This is a genomic window from Algoriphagus sp. 4150, from assembly GCF_031457395.1.
Classification (GTDB): Bacteria; Bacteroidota; Bacteroidia; order Cytophagales; family Cyclobacteriaceae; genus Algoriphagus.
On record NZ_JAVDWS010000009.1, the window covers coordinates 44892 to 62801 of the forward strand.

Below are 17910 nucleotides of genomic sequence, written 5' to 3' on the forward strand. Positions count from 1 at the left end.
TTCTACTCTTTTTCTGCCTCATTCACCTCTGAAGGAAGGTAGCCGAATTGTTCTTTAAACAGCTTTCGGAAATGTTTAGTGCTGGTGAAACCTACTTCATAGGCTGCTTGGGCCACACCCAGATTCTCTTCTTTTATCAGTGACGCTGCCTTTACTACTTTGATGGTACGTATGTATTGGTTGATGTTTTGGCCGGTAAGTGCTTTCAGTTTTCTGAAAAGTGAAGTTCTGCTCATTCCCATCGCTTGGGAGATGGTGTCCACATCGGTTGTCTGCAGGGAGATTCCTGCCAAGATGTGCCCTTCCAGCTCCTTCAAAAATGATTTTTCCTTGCTGATGGCACTTTTTTCGGAAGAGGTCAGTTCGGCGGTTTGAGTGCTTTTGCCCAGATAATAGGAGCGCATCCGAATTTTTGCATCCAGCAGGTTTCTTATTCTTGATTTTAGAATTTCTCCCTTAAAAGGCTTGGTAATGTAATCGTCGGCGCCTTTTCCAAAGCCTGAAGTGATGCTATCTGTGCTGTCTTTGGCAGAAAGTAAAATCACCGGAATATGGGTGGTGCCGTGATTTTCTTTTAAAATCCCACATAAATCAATGCCGTTTTTCTCTGGCATCATGACATCTGAGATAATCAGATCAGGAATAAACTGAATCGCTTTCTCAAATCCTTCCTGGCCATTTTTGGCGAAAATCAGATCGTAATCCCCACTGAGTGAGTTGTTCAGGTATTCAAGAATCTGAGGATTATCATCTATAATGAGAAGAACTTCCTTGGTCTCTTTGAGATCGAAGTTGACAGTAGATTCCGGTTGTGCGTGATCCAGCTCGGGCATCCATTCTTCACTGCGGAGGCTTTCGGGCAAAAATGCCTTGAGAGCATTGGCTTTTTTTGGAATTAAAATGGAGAAAGTACAGCCATTTCCCGGATCGCTGATTACGTCAATCTTGCCTCGGTGATCTTCTACCAGTCTTTTGGTCAATGCCAGTCCTATCCCATCACCTTGCTCTTTGGCATTTTCCCCACTCTGATAGTACCAGTTGAAAATCCTGCTTTGATCCTCATAAGCAATCCCGGGGCCATTGTCGCTTACTACTAGCTCAAAATCACTTTCCTTTTCTTCCAGCGAAACTATGATTTGATCTTTTTCCCTACAATACTTAAGTGCATTCGATACAAGGTTATTGAAAATAATATGAAGCTTTTGTAGATCCACCTCAGCGATAAAGTCGGCTTTTGGTAATTGACTTTTGAGTTTGATCCCCTTGTGTTTTGCCAGAGGCTGATATTGCTCCACCCACTGTTTAATAGGTTTGACGATTGGCTGGGACTTTAGATTCAACTCGTTGACATTAAGCTCGGCATTTCTAAACTCCAGCAGTTTGGAGATCATCTCGTGCAGATACTTTGCATTCTTTTGGATTAATTTCAGCCCTTTAAGTTGCTTTGAGTTTTTGATTTCCAGAAGGAGGTCATCCAATGGTGCTAGGATTAGGGTCAAGGGAGTTTTCAGCTCATGGGAAAATCCTGTGAAAAACTGAACACGCTCTTCATTGAGCTCATGCTCCAAGATTCGTTGTTTTTTCTCGAAAAGGAGAGAGTTTTTGAGCTTTAACCTTTCTGCGTAATACCTCATCCCCGCACCGGTTATTGTGACGATCAGGATAAAATAAAGTAGGTAAGCGGGCCAGGTTTTCCAGAAAGGAGGCGAGATGATGATGTCTAGTTGATTTTCGGAGATGGCTGTAGTCCCGGAGATGGCTTTGACTTTCAGTGTGTAATTTCCTGGGGGAATATTACTGAGATTGACGGTGCCGGTTTGGTTGGTTTCTATCCATTGGCTATGAAATGGCTCAAGTTTGTAGGCATAGTCTATGTCCTTTCCCAGAGGGAATTTCAGTGCTACAAAGTCCAGAGAAATCAAACTCTGCTTATGGGTAAGATTGAGTTGATTGAGGTAGGGGAGACTGTACTCCAAGTGAAAGTCCCCGGCATTGGAGTTTACTGTGACCTTTTTGTTCATTAGCCTTAAATCAGTAAAAATAAGCGGGTAGCTTACCGATTCATTTTCTAAGGTTTCGGGATTGAATACATTGATTCCTTTATTTCCTCCCAGATAGACATCTCCTGAAGCTGTGACTAACGACGCACCGATATTGAATTCGCTGAGCTGTATATTATTGATCGAATTGAGATTGCCGACAGTATTTGTTTTGGGGTTGAAATAGCTGATGCCACGATAGGTGCCCAGCCATATTTTCCCGTCTTTGCCCTTTGCGAGGCTGTTGATTGAATTGTTGCTCAACCCATTTTCATCAGTAAAGAGTGTGAACGTTTTGCTTTGGGGATTTAACCTGATCAGCCCCTCATACCTGCTTCCTGCCAGTACGTCTCCATTGTCGAGGATTTCTATGGCAAAGACTACTTCCACAGGGAATCCGGGAATGGTTTTTTCGTTGAAAAGCTCCTGCTCTCCAGTGAGGTAATTGTATCTGATAATCCCATCACCGTAAGTTGCCAGCCAGAGATTACCCAACTCATCCTCCGCAATATCGCGGATGTCTATTTTGCCAAGTAACTTGACATAGTCAAAATTGTCTATGGGAGGATGGTAGCGATACAGTCCTCCCCGATTAGTACCCACCCAGATTTGTCCATTTTTACCTTCGAATATGACCCGGACATCATTGCCTTTTTCCTGGCTTTCCTGAAGGTAATGTTTGCTGCTGCCTGTGGAAGTATTTAATAAATTCAGTCCTCCCTGATAAGTCCCTACCCATAGATTGCGTTTGCTGTCCTCTAGAAGGGAAATGATGTAGTTGTTCGAGAGGCTTTGGGGATCGCCGGGATCATGTTCGAAATGTTGGATTCTTTCAGTTTGGGGGAAATAATGATCCAATCCGCCTCCGTCGGTTCCTATCCAGATACTTCCATCTTTGCTTTCGGCAATTGAGCCGATTCTGTCGTGGGAAATTGTTTGTTCTTTGGATAGATTTCGGGTGACAAGCTTTACAGGATCTCCTGAAGGATTCACAAAATTCAGCCCGGTGCTGGTCCCTATCCACATACGGCCGTCATCTGCGAGTTTCAGAGAAGATACGGTCCTATTAAATACACTTGATCCATCCTGCTCAGGCAAAAACCACTTGAGTTGTAACGTTTGGTTTTTAAGAAACTGCGAAGAATTCAGAATGTTCAATCCACCGTTTCGGGTTCCAATCCAGAGATTGCCCGCAGGATCTTTTTCGAAGCAAAGTACATTCCCGTCGCTCAATCCCTCTTGAGGAAGTTCGGCAGCTTTGATTTGTAAGGTATCGGCATTTGTGGTAATGATGCGGATTCCATCATTTGAACCTACCCATAGATTTCCTGTTTCATCTGTGTAGAGGGAATTAATTGTTTCAGGGAAAGTCGGATTTGTATGCGCTATCGTTTTGACTGTTTTTGTCTTCAACTCTATTTTATCCAGTCCTTTGTCAAAATGCCCCACCCACAGTACTGAGTCGCCTTGTAAGGACAAAGAAGAAATGCGCGAGGACGAAAGGGAGTTGGGGTCCTTGGGAGAATGGAGAAAGAATGCAACAACACTGTCTCCCTTTGTGATGGCGACTCCACCTTCATAATTGGCAATGATTTGCCTGTCATTTTGGTGATTGATTATATAGCTGATTGAATTTTGGGCAGAACCTTTGAAATGGCTGAAAGAATCCACCTTAGGATCATATTCGCTTACTCCTTTATAAGTAGCAAGTAAAAGCTTTTGATCTTCGCCGATTTCCAAATGCTCAATATAATTGGCCGCCGGTCCTGTGTGGGGATTGAGGTTGCTTTTTCTATAGATATGAAAATCATGTCCGTCGTAGCGGTTAAGTCCATCTATGGTGGCTATCCATATGAACCCAAGGGAATCCTGCTCAATGTGATTGATGTAGTTGTTGGATAATCCATTTTCTACATCAAGTAGGTAAAAGGTAAGGTGATTTTGATCTGCAAATACAGATCTCGAATCAGGTTTTTGTGCATTTCCCATTAGGGAAATGCTGAGAAGCAGGAAGGTTATTACTAGGGGTCTCATCAGCTCACAATCACGAAAAATGTATCGAATAAAACCAATAATATTCTAAATGGCCACCTTTTGCCCGTTTTATGCCCCATAAATTGCTGATTTATGTCCCTAGCCCCACCTGTGTTTTTTTGAATATTGTAGCAGTGACTAAGTGGTTTTTTTCACCGGGTCACTGGCCTTATCTATAGTTAACAACAAACCTAAAAAAACATGCTAACACAATTACCAGCCAAGGCATGGCTGTATTGTATGTCATTTATACTACTAATGATGTGCAGTGTGCCCGATGTATTTGGTCAACAAAAAATCTCCGGTCAAGTACTTGACGAAACCGGAACGGGGCTCCCGGGAGCATCCGTTTTATTGAAAGGCACTACTACAGGTGCCGTGACAGATTTGGATGGCAATTTCACGTTGTCATTTGCCCCTACTGAAAATGCTACGTTAAGTATCTCCTTCATAGGCTACGCTACACTTGAGCGTGTGATCCAAAGCGGAGAGAGTACTATTACGGTACAACTGGTACCGGACGAGCAATCCCTCAATGAGGTAGTCGTCGTAGGGTATGGAGAGCAGAAGAAAGCTACTCTTACGGGTTCTGTATCTCAAGTGGAGGGAAGAGATATTCAGAACAGTCCCCAGCCAAACATTTCAAACTCACTTTCCGGTAGGTTTTCAGGACTTATCGCCAATAACAGAGGCGGTGAGCCCGGATACGATGGATCTACGATCAGTATCAGAGGCCTTGCTACCACAGGGAATAATGATGTGCTGGTAGTAGTAGATGGGGTGCCCGGGCAAATAGGCGGTCTGGAGCGCTTGAATCCCAATGATATTGAAAGTATTTCAGTCTTGAAGGATGCATCAGCTGCAATCTATGGTTCCAGGGCTGCAAACGGTGTGATCTTGGTGACTACAAAGCGCGGCAAATCAGGCAAGCCGGTGATTTCTTACAGCTTCAATCAAGGATTCTCTTCCCCGACAAGATTGCCGGATATGGCTAATTCATCCACTTATGGACAGATCAGAAATGAAATAGCCTATTATAACAATCCTCAGGGAGGAATGAATCAGATATATAGTAATGATGAGCTGAACCTGTTTCAAAATGGATCCGATCCGATTAATTACCCAAATACAGACTGGGCGGCGGCTGCGCTGAACAATACCGCGCTGCAAAGTCAGCACGACCTGAGCATCAGAGGTGGTTCGGACAATGTGACTTACTTCTTGTCTTTGGGTAAAACAGGTCAGGACGGATTGTATAAAGACGGTGCGACACGCTATGACCAGTACAGTTTTAGGTCCAATGTGGATGCAGACATCACCGAGAGATTCACCGTCGGCTTGTCTCTATCAGGCAGAAAAGAGGATAGACAATTCCCAACATCCGGGGCAGGAGATATTTTCCGGTCGATATATAGAGCTTACCCAACTGTGGCGGCTGTCTATCCAAACGGACTTCCATCTTCAGGGATTGAGAATTCCAACCCTGTCATCATGGCTACGGATCAAGGTGGCTTGAATCAAATTCCTACCTATGTATTCAATGGGATTCTTAGGGGTAAATATGAGTTTGGATTCTTGGATGGACTTTCAGCTGAAGGTTTTTTCTCAGTAGATGAAAGCTCAGAACGATCCAGAAACTTCAGTAAGCCATATACGCTGTATAATTATAACCGTACCGCCGATTCTTATAATCCTATCGTAGTAGGTGGAGGACCGGATCAGCAGCCTACACTTTCTGAGCATCATTATTCTCAATCCATGATGGTGTCCAATATCAGACTGAACTTTAGACGATATGTTGGGGATCACTTCTTTGATGCTTTTGTAGGATACGAGCAGAGTGAAAACAGAACTCATAGAATGGGGGCTTCAAGACTTCATTTTCCTACTGCCGAAACTCCCGAGCTTTCACAGGGTGGAGCAGCCGCATCGGATTACGATAACTGGGGCAGTAGCTATAACTACACCAGAAAAAGTTACTTAAGTAAACTGGCGTACAACTATAATGAGAAGTACCTGGCGGAGTTTCAGATGAGAGTGGACGGCTCGTCCAACTTCCCGGCAGATAGCAGGTACGGATATTTTCCTTCCCTTTCTGTAGGCTATAGAATCTCGGAAGAAAGCTGGTTTAGAGATAAGGTGGGCTTCTTTGATGATCTCAAGTTCAGAGCTTCCTATGGAAAGCTGGGGAATGACAATGTAGGTCAGTTCCAGTATTTTGATAATTATTCCTTCAACAATCGCTATGTATTGGGGGATGTGGTGCATACAGGTATAGATCTTACCCGCCTTGCTAACCCAAATATTACTTGGGAAGTGGCAACAAAGACCGATATAGGCTTTAATGCAATCTGGCTGAAGAAATTCACTACTGAATTTATCTATTTCAGACAGGACCGAAGCAAGATCCTGACCACAAGAAATGCCTCTATTCCGGGTTCATCCGGTATCGTAAATCCACATGATGATGGAAGTGATGATTATCAATCATTGGTTCCTGCGGAAAATATCGGGGAAGTGAAAAGCCATGGTTTTGAATCTACCGTAGGTTATCAGCATCACGGAAACTTCAGCTTCGGAGTCTCGGGTAACTTTACCTATGCCAAGAATGAGATAGTTTACATAGACGAAGCCCCGGGTGTATTGGATTATCAGCGTCAGACGGGCAATCCGATGAATACTTATTTGCTATACAATGCGATCGGGATTTTCAGAAGTCAAGAGCAGTTGGACAGCACCCCGCATGTACCCGGAGCAATGGTCGGTGACTTGATTTACGAGGATTTCAACGGTGACGGCGTAATAAACGCGGATGATATGATCAGAACAAAATATGGTAATATTCCGCAGATCACCTTTGGTATGACCCTGAATGCGGCATGGAAAAACTGGGATTTTGCAGCAGTTATTTCAGGGCAGTCGCAGGTTAATCAGTATGTATTGCCTGAGTCCGGTACTGTAGGCAACTTTTACAGTAGCTGGGCAGACAACAGGTATTCTCCTGATACCCCGGAAGGAACTCACCCAAGAGTGAGCGAACGTGCTTCTTCTGCGGTGAGTGGTGGATTGTATCGTAATAATTTCTGGTTAAACGACGCCACTTTTGTCCGATTGAAGAATATACAGATTGGTTACAATGTGCCGCAGCCAATATTGGAAAAGCTGTCAATCAGTAGCTTGAAGATTTATGCAAATGCCTTCAATCTATTCACGCTTACAGGTGTGAAAGATTTTGATCCTGAAGGATCCAGCGAAAGCGGACAGTTCTACCCGCAGCAGAAAATCATCAACCTTGGTGTAAACATTCAATTCTAAACCCGACCAAAATGACTAATAAAACTATTTTCAAACCCTTGATGGGGCTTGCGCTGATCGGATTTTTGCTGGTTGGCTGTCGAGAAGATTTTCTGGATGTGGTGCCCACAGACCGGGTGTCTGATGCGTCCATTCTTTCAGATTCTATACTGTTTGAGGCTTATGTGATCAATAGATACTTAGGGGTAAGATTGACAGATAAAGAGGGGGACGGAAACCTGCCCGGCTTTGGGCGTGGTTTTGAGTACGCCATGTGGAGCTCGCTCACAGATGAGTCTATTTATAACAATGATGACAATACCTGGTTTATCCAGCAAGGCCAGCTTTCTCCACAGAATACAGGAATAGCGGGTACGTTCTGGGGGAGATCTTATAGAAGTATCAGAGAGTGTAATTATGCTTTGGCAAACATAGGCGAGCTTGAAATGAGCCAGTCCGGTAAGGATCTGCTGATTGCTGAGCTGAAGTTTATCAGAGCCTTCCGCTACTTTGACCTAATCAAAAATTACGGAGATGTAGTCTTTATGGGAGATAATGTAGCCCAATTGGGAGATGACTTCAATGATCCGTCTTATTACGTAAGGATCCCAAAAGAGGAAGCCATTGCTTATGTCATTCAGCAATTGAATGAATCTGCGGCAGTTTTGCCTCAGACAAACAGTGGTAGCTGGCTAGAAGGCAGGGCTACAAAAGGCGCTGCAATGGCATTGAAGTCGCGCTTATTGCTATACGCAGCAAGTCCCCTTTATAATGATGGAGGCAGTGACATGCAGAAATGGCAGGAAGCCGCTCAAGCTGCACAGGCAGTGATGGATTTGGGACAATACAGCCTTTATCAAAGTGGTTATGGGGAATTGTTTTTGACACCACAGAGTAACTCGGAAATTATTTTTGCCAGATATTATAATATCAATGCACGGCATACAGCCCTGGAGATTGCAAACGGTCCTAATGGATATGATGGCTGGGGAGGAAATGTGCCGCTTCAGAACCTGATTGATGATTACGAAATGATGGACGGGACGCCGTTCAGCTGGGATAATGAAGAGCAGGCAAGTGCTCCGTATGCAAATAGAGATCCTAGATTTTATGAAAGTATTCTTTTCAACGGTGCTCCATATAGAGGTAGAAATGTAGAGACTTTTCTACCCAATGGAGAAGATAGTCAGGGTGGGAATTCCAACTGGAATACCAGCAAGACTGGGTATTATTTAAGGAAATTCATCGATGAAGATCTGCCTATACAAAATCCATGGGAAGTGGCAGGAACTCAAAACTGGATATATTTCCGCTACGCGGAGATCTTGTTGAATTATGCAGAGGCTCAGAATGAAGCGGTAGGCCCGGATGCAAGTGTATATGATGCCATAAACTCCATTAGAAATAGAGCAGGCGTAGAAATGCCACCTTTGCCGGCCGGACTTGGTCAGGATGAGATGAGAGAAAGAATTCATCATGAGCGTAGAATCGAACTGGCTTTTGAGGAGCATCGCTACTATGATGTACGCAGATGGATGACTGCCGATGAGGTAGAGAATACTCCTGCATATGGGATTGAAATTGTGAAAGGAAGTGACGGTAGCCTAACTTACAGTAGAAAGGTTTCTTTGAACGGTAAAATGTTCCAGCCACAGAATTACTGGCTGCCGATCCCAAGATCCGAAATATTAGCCTCAAATAACCAGCTGGAGCAAAATCCAGGGTATTAGAATTTCTAAAGAGACTGTCTCATAACTCATGATTGTCACATTGAGCAGCTTGCCTCGCCTTGGCGCGAAGTCGAAATGGGCTTAATTAGCACATAAAAGGCTTCGACTTCCATGCCTTCGGCAGACTGGCTGCTCAACCTGACAAGAGAACCTAATTATGAGACAGTCTCTTTTTTTTAATCCTTATAACTATGATAAGTAGAAAAATGATAGAAGGAAGATTCTTTTTTAAGGCTTTTCTTTTTTTAACTAGTACACTTCTCTATGCCTGTCAGAGCTCAGGTCAAGAAAAACAAACGTCTACAGCTTCCGGGGATACAGTAAAGATAAATGTAATACGCAACCGGACTTATCAAGTGATTGAGCATTTCGGTGCTTCAGATGCTTGGTCAGGCCAGTTTGTAGGACTTTGGCCAGATCAAAAGAAAAATGCTATTGCCGAGCTGCTCTTTAGCAATGAGTCTGATGCAAATGGTAATCCAAAGGGAATAGGGTTGTCACTGTGGAGGTTCAACGTTGGTGCGGGCAGTGCTGAGCAAGGTGAAGCTAGCGGTATTCGCGATGAGTGGAGGAGAGCTGAGTCTTTCTTGACTCCGGACGGGTCTTATGATTGGAGTAAGCAGGCAGGGCAGGTCTGGTTTGCCAAAGCTGCGCAGGAATTTGGAGTGGGGAAATTACTGGTTTTCCCAAATAGCCCTCCTGTGTCTATGACCAAGACCGGAAAGGCATATGCAAATGATGGAAAGTCAAATCTAGCGGAATCCGAGTATGGGGCCTTTGGCGAGTATCTTGCTCAGGTGATCAAGGGACTTGGCGAAAAAGGGCTTCCGGTGGACTATGTAAGTCCAGTCAACGAACCTCAGTGGGATTGGTCGGACGGAGGTCAGGAAGGAACTCCCTTCCGGAACAATGAAATAGCGGGGATTGCCAAAGCGGTAGATCAGGCGTTGGCCAAAAACAACTTGGCGACGAAGATAGATGTCGCTGAGGCAGGGAAGATAAATTATCTCTATGAGCAAGCGGATAAGGAGGGGAGAGGTAAGCAGATTTCGGATTTTTTCAGCCCGGAATCCCCGGATTTCATTGGGGATTTAAAGCATTTGAGTCGTACGATTTCCGCACATAGTTATTTCACTACTTCTCCATATGAGTCTGCTGTACAGCAGCGTGAAAGTCTTAATTCGGTGCTTAAAACAGTAGATGGCTTGCGTTATTGGATGAGCGAATATTGTATTCTGGGTGATAATGGAGGAGAGATCAACGGCAGTGGGAGAGACCTCGGGATTGATCCTGCCTTATATATGGCTAGAGTGATTCACAATGACCTTACCGTGTCCAATGCCAGTGCTTGGCACTGGTGGCTAGCTATTTCGCCTTATAACTACAAAGATGGCCTGGTCTACATCGATAAGGAAAAAGAAGATGGGGATTTCTACGAAAGCAAAATGCTTTGGGCTTTGGGTAATTACAGCAGGTTTGTGCGCCCGGGCTATCAGCGTATCGCAGTGGAAATTAATAATCAAAAGCAACAGTCTCCCGAATTACTGGTTTCCGCTTATCAATCTGAAGACAAGAAAGAAGTGGTGCTGGTGCTCGTAAATTCCGGAATCAAGGAGCTCATAGTCGATCTTTCAGTAGATGAGACTCCTTCTTCTATTGCCGGCTTGTATTTTACATCAAAAGAGCACAACCTTAAGTCGGTAGAAGTGGACATGACAGCGAGTGATGTCACTATCCCGGCTAGGTCAATTGTAACGGTAGTGACTGAGAAATAACCTGAACTGTAATTGAATTCTAAAGCCAAGGATAAAGCTTCCTTGGCTTTTTTTTATGGGTAATAGTTTATGATTGAATTTTACCAATTTCGGTGTCATAGCCAGTATCATTGGATGTCATTTTTTTAAGGGAAGAGACTACATCCGTATTGTTTTTACAAATTTCTTTATTGAAATAGACCTCAAAACATAAAATTAAAACTCGTAAAAAATTAAACTTTGTTAATTCATGTAAATTCCTGAATTCAATTTTTTCTTTAAAATTTACAATTTCAGCACTTTAATTATAGACAGAATGTGGAATAAGCTTATATTCTTTCAAAACGTAAAAACCAATAAATCAGCTCATTCTGATCAATAACAAAAAAGCTATGCTGATAGAGATATTATTATTTTTCTTTCTGCGAAAAAATGAGAACCTTACCATCGAATTTTGGAGTTACGTGTCTTTTTTAATGTAAAAGGAAATACGTCCGCTCGTGTAAAAGCTTGCTTAATCCTGAGATATAAGCCTGATTTTTCGCAAAATTCTAAAAGAGTCGATTGTTTTTTGAATTTAAAAAATGATAACTTTAAAACTCGATTCTAGAGTAGAAACCATTTAACCTTTATCAAAAGTCTATTTAAAATCCACATTATGAGAAAGTTAATCACTTTGTTCATGCTTGCAGGCATTCTATTTGCACCTGTTTTTGCTAACGCACAAGAGGCAGAAGACACTGCAGCACAAGAAGAAACAACACCGGCAGTAGTTCAGCCTGCCGCATCTCCCACAGTTGTAGATGATGAAATCGTCGCAGAGGAGCAAAGCTTCCATCAAGTTGTGAAGGAGAAATTCATCGAAGGTGATCCTCTTTACATGACTCCAGTATTGATCTGTTTGATCTTGGGTCTTGCGGTAGCTTTAGAAAGAATTATCACCCTGAATCTTTCTACGACCAACACAAAGAAATTGTTGATCAAAGTTGAGGATGCTCTTGAATCAGGTGGAGTGGAAGCGGCTAAGGATGTTACTAAAAACACCAAAGGCCCGGTAGCTTCTATCTTTACTCAAGGATTGATGAGGTACTCAGAAGGAATCGAAATGGTGGAGAAGTCTATTATTTCTTATGGTTCAGTAGAAATGGGTAGATTGGAAAAAGGTCTTGTATGGATCTCTCTATTCATCTCATTGGCTCCGATGTTGGGTTTCATGGGTACTGTAATCGGTATGATCGGTGCATTTGATTCTATCGAAGCAGCAGGTGATATCTCTCCTTCTCTAGTAGCAGGTGGTATCAAAATCGCCCTTTTGACCACAGTTGCAGGTTTGATCGTTGCGATTATCCTTCAATTGTTCTATAACTATTGTGTAGCTAAAATTGATTCTTTGGTTAATGACATGGAAGATGCTTCCATCACATTGGTTGACATCTTGGTTAAGCACAAATTGACAGGCAAGTAAGCCGTCAAGTTTGTTAGACCTTTTATAAACGTTAACCTCAAAGAAAACTACATTATGGATACTTATGACATCTTATTATACGGAAGTTACATCCTAATCGCAGTTGGTGCTGTAGTGGCTATATTAATGCCATTGATCAAGTCTTTGGATAATCCAAAAAGCTTGCTCAAAACTGCCGTGGGAATTGTTGGTATAGTTGTATTGTTCTTTATTGCCTACTCTATTTCCGGCAATGAAGTTCTTCCTAAATTTGAAGCTTCTCCTTTCAACTTGACTCCGGCAGGATCCCAGTTGGTAGGCGGAATGCTCATCACCACATACATTCTGGCAATCGTTGCTCTAGCAAGTATCGTATTGACAGAAGTTACTAAAGCGATAAAGTAATATGGCTAGAAAGAAAAATAGAGTGAGTACGGAGGTCAATGCAGGATCTATGGCAGATATTGCTTTCCTGCTACTGATCTTCTTTCTCGTCACCACCACGATCGCATCGGATAAGGGGATTTTGAATGTTCTCCCTCCGAAGCTAGATCCAAACAATCCTCCTCCGGAGATTGATAAGAATCAAAGGAATATCTTTACTATCCTCCTTAATGCAAATGATCAGTTGCTGGTTGAAGGAGAGTTTAGAGATAATTCAGATGGGCTGGATGAAGAAATAAAAGCATTCCTTCTGAATTTTGGTGCTCCCAAAGAAGAAGGGGCAGCTCTTTACAATTCTCTTCCTGCCTCACTGAAGGCTTTGTCTGCAAGAGATCCGGAGTCATCAGATGATCCTAGTGAAGCTGTGGTTTCGATTAAGACAAACCGTGGCACCAGCTATGAGAAATATCTTGAGATATTTGATTTAGCGAAAAAGGCCTATTTCGATATCTATGCAGCTCGGGTGAATCTTTCAACCGATGAGTATAGAAGTCTTACAGGAAAGAGTGATGCCGAGCAAAGTCTTATTGACAAAGGTAAAGAGGGAATGCCTATGGCTATCTCTATTGCAGAACCAGATAAAATAGGTAGTTGATATGGGAAAGTTTGGAAAGAAAAACAAGGTTTCGGAAAATATCCCAACCTCGGCGTTACCGGATATTATCTTTATGCTACTCTTCTTCTTCATGGTTACGACTGTGTTGAGAGATCAGGAGATATTGGTTGAGCAGAAGATCCCTCAGGCTACTCAGCTTCAAAAGCTTCAGAAGAAGTCACTTATTTCTTATATTTTCATTGGAAAGCCTAAGAATACGGCACTTCATGGTACTGAACCTAGAGTTCAGGCAAATGATGCCCTGATGAATACTTCTGAGATTGTGCAGTGGGTAAACCAAGAGCGTGATTTGCTTCCTGAAGCAGACCGGGGTGGAATTACTATTTCCATGAAGGTTGATAAGGATGTGAAAATGGGTCCTATCTCTGATGTTCAGACGGAGTTGAGAGAAGCTGATGCAAGAAGAGTACTTTATGCATCCGTAGGAAAAGTACAGAATTAAATCTATCTAACAGATATAGTAAAGCTACCCCGTAACTCGGGGTAGCTTTTTTTATAGTATGCTGCCATTCCTTAGAAATGCCAAAAAGGTCCAGAATGCCTGGGCGATGTATGATTGGGCAAATTCAGTTTATAGCTTAGTTATTACCTCTACTATTTTTCCTGTTTATTTCAACAGTGTCACAAAGGGGCTTAGCCCCGATGACAAGGTTGATTTTTTCGGCTTTGAGATCGTCAATACCGTTTTATATTCCTATTCGATTTCTTTTTCTTTCTTAATAATTGCGTTGATATCACCGATTCTCTCCGGGATTGCGGATGCCAGTGGGAAGAAGCTTCAGTTTATGAAGTTCTTTGCCTACATGGGATCTCTTTCCTGTATTGCATTATTCTTCTTTGACGGCAGTAATCTGGAATGGGGCATTTGTTTTAGTATTCTGGCGAGTGTAGGATATGCCGGGAGTATAGTTTTCTATAACGCCTACCTGCCTGAGATCACTACTCCTGACAAGTATGATATGCTCAGTGCAAAAGGCTATGCGCTCGGTTACATCGGAAGTGTGATTCTGTTGGTGGTCAACTTGCTGATGATTCAGTACCCGTCTTGGTTCCTGCTCTCCGATGATGGAATGGCTGCACGATTTTCTTTTTTGGTCACTGGCCTTTGGTGGGCTGGTTTTTCCCAGATTCCTTTCAGGGTTCTTCCCAAGAATCCTTTTGGGAAAAATATCAGAAAAGAATTTTTACTACAGGGCTATCGTGAGATTCTGAAAGTATGGAATGAAGTGAAACAGATTAAGGTGATGAATCGCTTTTTGGCATCCTTTTTCTTTTATTCCATGGGAGTTCAGACGGTTATGTATTTGGCTGCCACCTTTGGAGACAAAGAGCTTGGGTTGCCGGGAGATCAGTTGATCATGACTATTTTGATTATCCAGATTGTAGCGATAGCTGGGAGTTATTTCTTTGCTTTTATATCAAAGAAATATGGCAATAAGCTGAGTTTGGTGATAATGGTTCTTGTGTGGGTGGGAATATGCGGCGGAGCATATTATGTGTACACGGTTTATGAGTTTTTCGTGCTTGCATTTGTCGTCGGCTTGGTTATGGGAGGGATACAGTCGTTGTCCAGATCTACGTTCTCCAAATTGATTCCTAAAAACACGACAGATCATGCTTCCTATTTTAGCTTCTATGATGTGACAGAAAAGTTGGCAATTGTTCTCGGGACATTTTCTTATGGTTTTATTGAGCAGCTTACCGGAAGTATGAGGAACTCCGCGCTTTCCTTGGGTATATTTTTTCTTGTTGGCTTAGGTTTCCTACTTTTAGTGACAATCCCCAAAAAGGACTTAGATACTGAAAGCGTGTAATTATGCAAAAAATTCTATCTGGAGCTCAAATCAAAGAACTGGATTCCCAACATGTGAAGTTGGCAGGCCAAAGTAGCCACGAATTAATGGAAGCAGCAGCACTAGCTTTTGTCAAGTGGTTTCTGAATCAGGGATTTTCTACTGATTCAGTTATTCAAATCGCAGTAGGCAAAGGAAATAATGGGGGTGATGGTCTGGCTATTGCCAGGCTATTGTATGGGCATTCCTTTTCAGTTTCTATACTGAAGTGTTTTGAGTCAGTTGATGAAATGAGTTCTGATGCAGCTTTGAATTTCAAAGGACTGCCGGAATCAATTCGAATCATAGAATTTGAGGATTGGGATTTCTCCCAAAAAGGAGTATTGATTGATGCATTTCTTGGGGTTGGTTTACATGGACCGCTTAGACCGGATGCCGTTAAAATCATCCAAAAACTGAATGAGTATCGAGGGACAGTAATAAGTGTGGATGTGCCATCAGGCCTTCCTGCAGATGACATCACAAAAGAGCCGGCTGTGAAAGCTGATTTTACAATCAGTTTTGAATTTCCTAAGCTTTCCCTCCTGCTTCCGGAGCATGCCGAATCTGTTGGAGAATTGGTGGTATTGAAGATTGGAGTGCTTGATCAGGCTTATGATAAGCTGGATACATCTCTTTTCTTTCTCGAAGCTCAGGATATAGCTCCTTTACACAGGGTTTTTAGCAGATTCAGCTATAAGGGAGATATGGGGAAGGTGCTACTTATAGGAGGCAGTCCCGGAAAGATGGGGGCACTTATTTTATGTGCTAGAAGTGCTTTAAGAACCGGTTCGGGATTAGTGACTTGCCATATGGAGGATTCGGAGCGGTTTATTATTCAGACTGCCGTTCCTGAGGCGATGGCTTCATGGGGGTTGATTCCAAATCCTGAGTTTTACGATGCTGTAGGGATTGGACCGGGTTGGGGGACAGAGAATCGCGTCAGTTTATTTAGACAGTTTTTACAAGATTTCAAGAAGCCGATAGTAGTAGATGCTGATGGACTAAACCTGCTGGCAAGAAATCCGGATCTAGTGTCCTTGCTCCCAAAAAAAACTATTCTTACTCCTCATATAGGAGAATTCACAAGGTTAGTCGGTGCTGCTGAAAACCATTTGGAAAGATTGGAAATGGCAAAGAGATTTGCGATTGAGCATGAGGTGATTTTGGTGCTAAAGGGAGCAAATACGGTTGTTAGTTTACCGGATGGAAGACAGGTAGTTAATTCTTCAGGAAACAAATATATGGCAACTGGAGGATCGGGAGATGTGCTCACGGGTATGATCACAGCTTATTTGGGAATGGGGTATTCTTCTGAAAATGCGACACTTTGCGGTGTGTACCATCATGGATTGGCAGGGGAAATTGCCTCCGGGTCAAAAAGAAGATCAATGATAGCTGGGGATATAATCGAGGCTATCTCCGAAACATATATTCAATTAAATATTTCCTGATTATTTGCCCCTAGGTAAACTTTTTAAAAGCTCTTGAGGTTCTTCGCATATCCATTTTTGTTATGAACAAAGAGAAGTTGCTGCTTTGGACCCTTGCGGCCATTAATTTCATCCACATTGTTGACTTCATGATTTTGATGCCATTAGGTCCTCAGCTTATGCGGATTTTTAATATATCGCCCCGTGAATTTGGACTTTTAGTGTCTTGCTATACCTTCAGCGCGGGGATTTCCAGTTTCTTTGGTGCCTTCGTTTTGGATAGGTTTGATCGTAAGAAAATATTGGTCTGGGTGTATATAGGCTTTGCGGTCTCTACTTTCGGATGTGCATTATCTCCCGGTTACCTAGTTCTTTTGTCTGCCAGAGTGATTTCAGGTGTTTTCGGTGGATTGACTTCTGCCTTGATCTTGGCTATTATTGGAGACGTAATTCCGGATTCCCGAAGGGGAAGAGCAATGGGATTGGTGATGGCAGCATTTTCTGTTGCGTCAGTTCTGGGTGTTCCGCTGGGGTTATTTCTGGCGAGTTTGTCGGATTGGCATACGCCATTTTTCATCCTTACGGGTTTATCTGTCTTGAGCCTGGGGATGATTATCAAGTTCATTCCGAATATCACAGCGCATCTCAAAAATGACATAAAAAGGCCAAGTCCTCTGTTGGTGATCCGTAGGGTGACCGGAGATTCCAATCAAATGAGAGCCATTACACTGTCCGTGATGATGATGTTTGGACAGTTTATGATAATTCCCTTTTTGAGCCCTTACACTGTAGCGAATGTGGGCTTTTCAGAGCTTCAACTTACTTATATCTATATGGCGGGTGGAGCTTTTACGATTTTTACTTCACCTTGGGTTGGGAAGCTTTCTGACAAGCATGGAAAGCAGAAGATTTTCACGATTTTCATGCTTCTCAATCTGATTCCAATTGCAATTATCACTCATCTTGGAGTAACTCCCATTCCGTTTGTATTAATGGTTTCGACCATGTTTTTTATGACTTCGAATGGTAGATATGTACCTGCTGCAGCCATAGTCACCGGTACGGCAAAGCCGGAAAATAGAGGAAGTTTTCTAAGCTTCAACTCAGCGGTGCAGCAATTGGCAACCGGCGCGGCATCCTTACTTGCGGGGATAATAATCGGAGAAAATGCTGCGGGGGAATTGACCAACTACAATGTGGTAGGATACATCGCAGTAGCATGTAGCATACTATGCATTCCGCTGGCCAGAAGGATAAAAGTGGTAAGCTGAAAAAAAGCCCGACATTTCT

At 42.8% G+C, this 17910-nt stretch carries 11 protein-coding genes; 10 read left to right on the forward strand and 1 reads right to left on the reverse strand.

Annotated features, from left to right (window positions below; all coding sequences use genetic code 11):
* Positions 1-2: 2 nt before the first annotated feature.
* A complete protein-coding gene (locus J2X69_RS12900; protein ID WP_310103847.1) occupies positions 3-4073 on the reverse strand; it encodes a two-component regulator propeller domain-containing protein in 4071 nt (1356 codons plus the stop codon).
* A 201-nt stretch (positions 4074-4274) separates the two neighbouring features.
* Between J2X69_RS12900 and J2X69_RS12905 the strand changes: the two genes are divergently transcribed.
* From J2X69_RS12905 to J2X69_RS12950, 10 genes are all read left to right on the forward strand, one after another.
* Positions 4275-7388 (forward strand): TonB-dependent receptor, encoded by a 3114-nt coding sequence (locus J2X69_RS12905; protein ID WP_310103849.1) that lies wholly within the window; start codon positions 4275-4277, stop codon positions 7386-7388.
* An 11-nt stretch (positions 7389-7399) separates the two neighbouring features.
* Positions 7400-9097: a RagB/SusD family nutrient uptake outer membrane protein gene (locus tag J2X69_RS12910; protein ID WP_310103851.1), complete on the forward strand. Its 1698-nt coding sequence runs from the start codon at positions 7400-7402 to the stop codon at positions 9095-9097.
* Between the two features lie 191 nt (positions 9098-9288).
* The gene (locus J2X69_RS12915; RefSeq protein WP_310103853.1) at positions 9289-10872 is read left to right on the forward strand and encodes a glycoside hydrolase; all 1584 of its coding nucleotides are present in this window, start codon (positions 9289-9291) and stop codon (positions 10870-10872) included.
* Between the two features lie 637 nt (positions 10873-11509).
* On the forward strand, positions 11510-12316 hold the full coding sequence (locus J2X69_RS12920) for a MotA/TolQ/ExbB proton channel family protein (protein ID WP_310103855.1): 807 nt from the start codon (positions 11510-11512) through the stop codon (positions 12314-12316).
* Between the two features lie 54 nt (positions 12317-12370).
* Entirely contained in the window at positions 12371-12700 is a 330-nt protein-coding gene (locus J2X69_RS12925) for a hypothetical protein (protein WP_310103857.1), read from the forward strand.
* A gap of 1 nt (position 12701) precedes the next feature.
* Positions 12702-13334 carry a biopolymer transporter ExbD gene (locus J2X69_RS12930; RefSeq protein WP_310103859.1) on the forward strand — a complete coding sequence of 211 codons (633 nt, stop codon included), beginning with the start codon at positions 12702-12704 and terminating at the stop codon, positions 13332-13334.
* Between the two features lies 1 nt (position 13335).
* The gene (locus tag J2X69_RS12935) at positions 13336-13797 is read left to right on the forward strand and encodes a biopolymer transporter ExbD (RefSeq protein WP_310103861.1); all 462 of its coding nucleotides are present in this window, start codon (positions 13336-13338) and stop codon (positions 13795-13797) included.
* Between the two features lie 58 nt (positions 13798-13855).
* The gene (locus tag J2X69_RS12940) at positions 13856-15169 is read left to right on the forward strand and encodes an MFS transporter (RefSeq protein ID WP_310103863.1); all 1314 of its coding nucleotides are present in this window, start codon (positions 13856-13858) and stop codon (positions 15167-15169) included.
* A gap of 2 nt (positions 15170-15171) precedes the next feature.
* A complete protein-coding gene (locus J2X69_RS12945; RefSeq protein ID WP_310103865.1) occupies positions 15172-16641 on the forward strand; it encodes an NAD(P)H-hydrate dehydratase in 1470 nt (489 codons plus the stop codon).
* 62 nt (positions 16642-16703) lie between these two features.
* Positions 16704-17891, forward strand: a complete 1188-nt coding sequence (locus J2X69_RS12950; protein WP_310103867.1) for an MFS transporter — start codon at positions 16704-16706, stop codon at positions 17889-17891.
* The last annotated feature ends 19 nt before the right edge of the window (positions 17892-17910 follow it).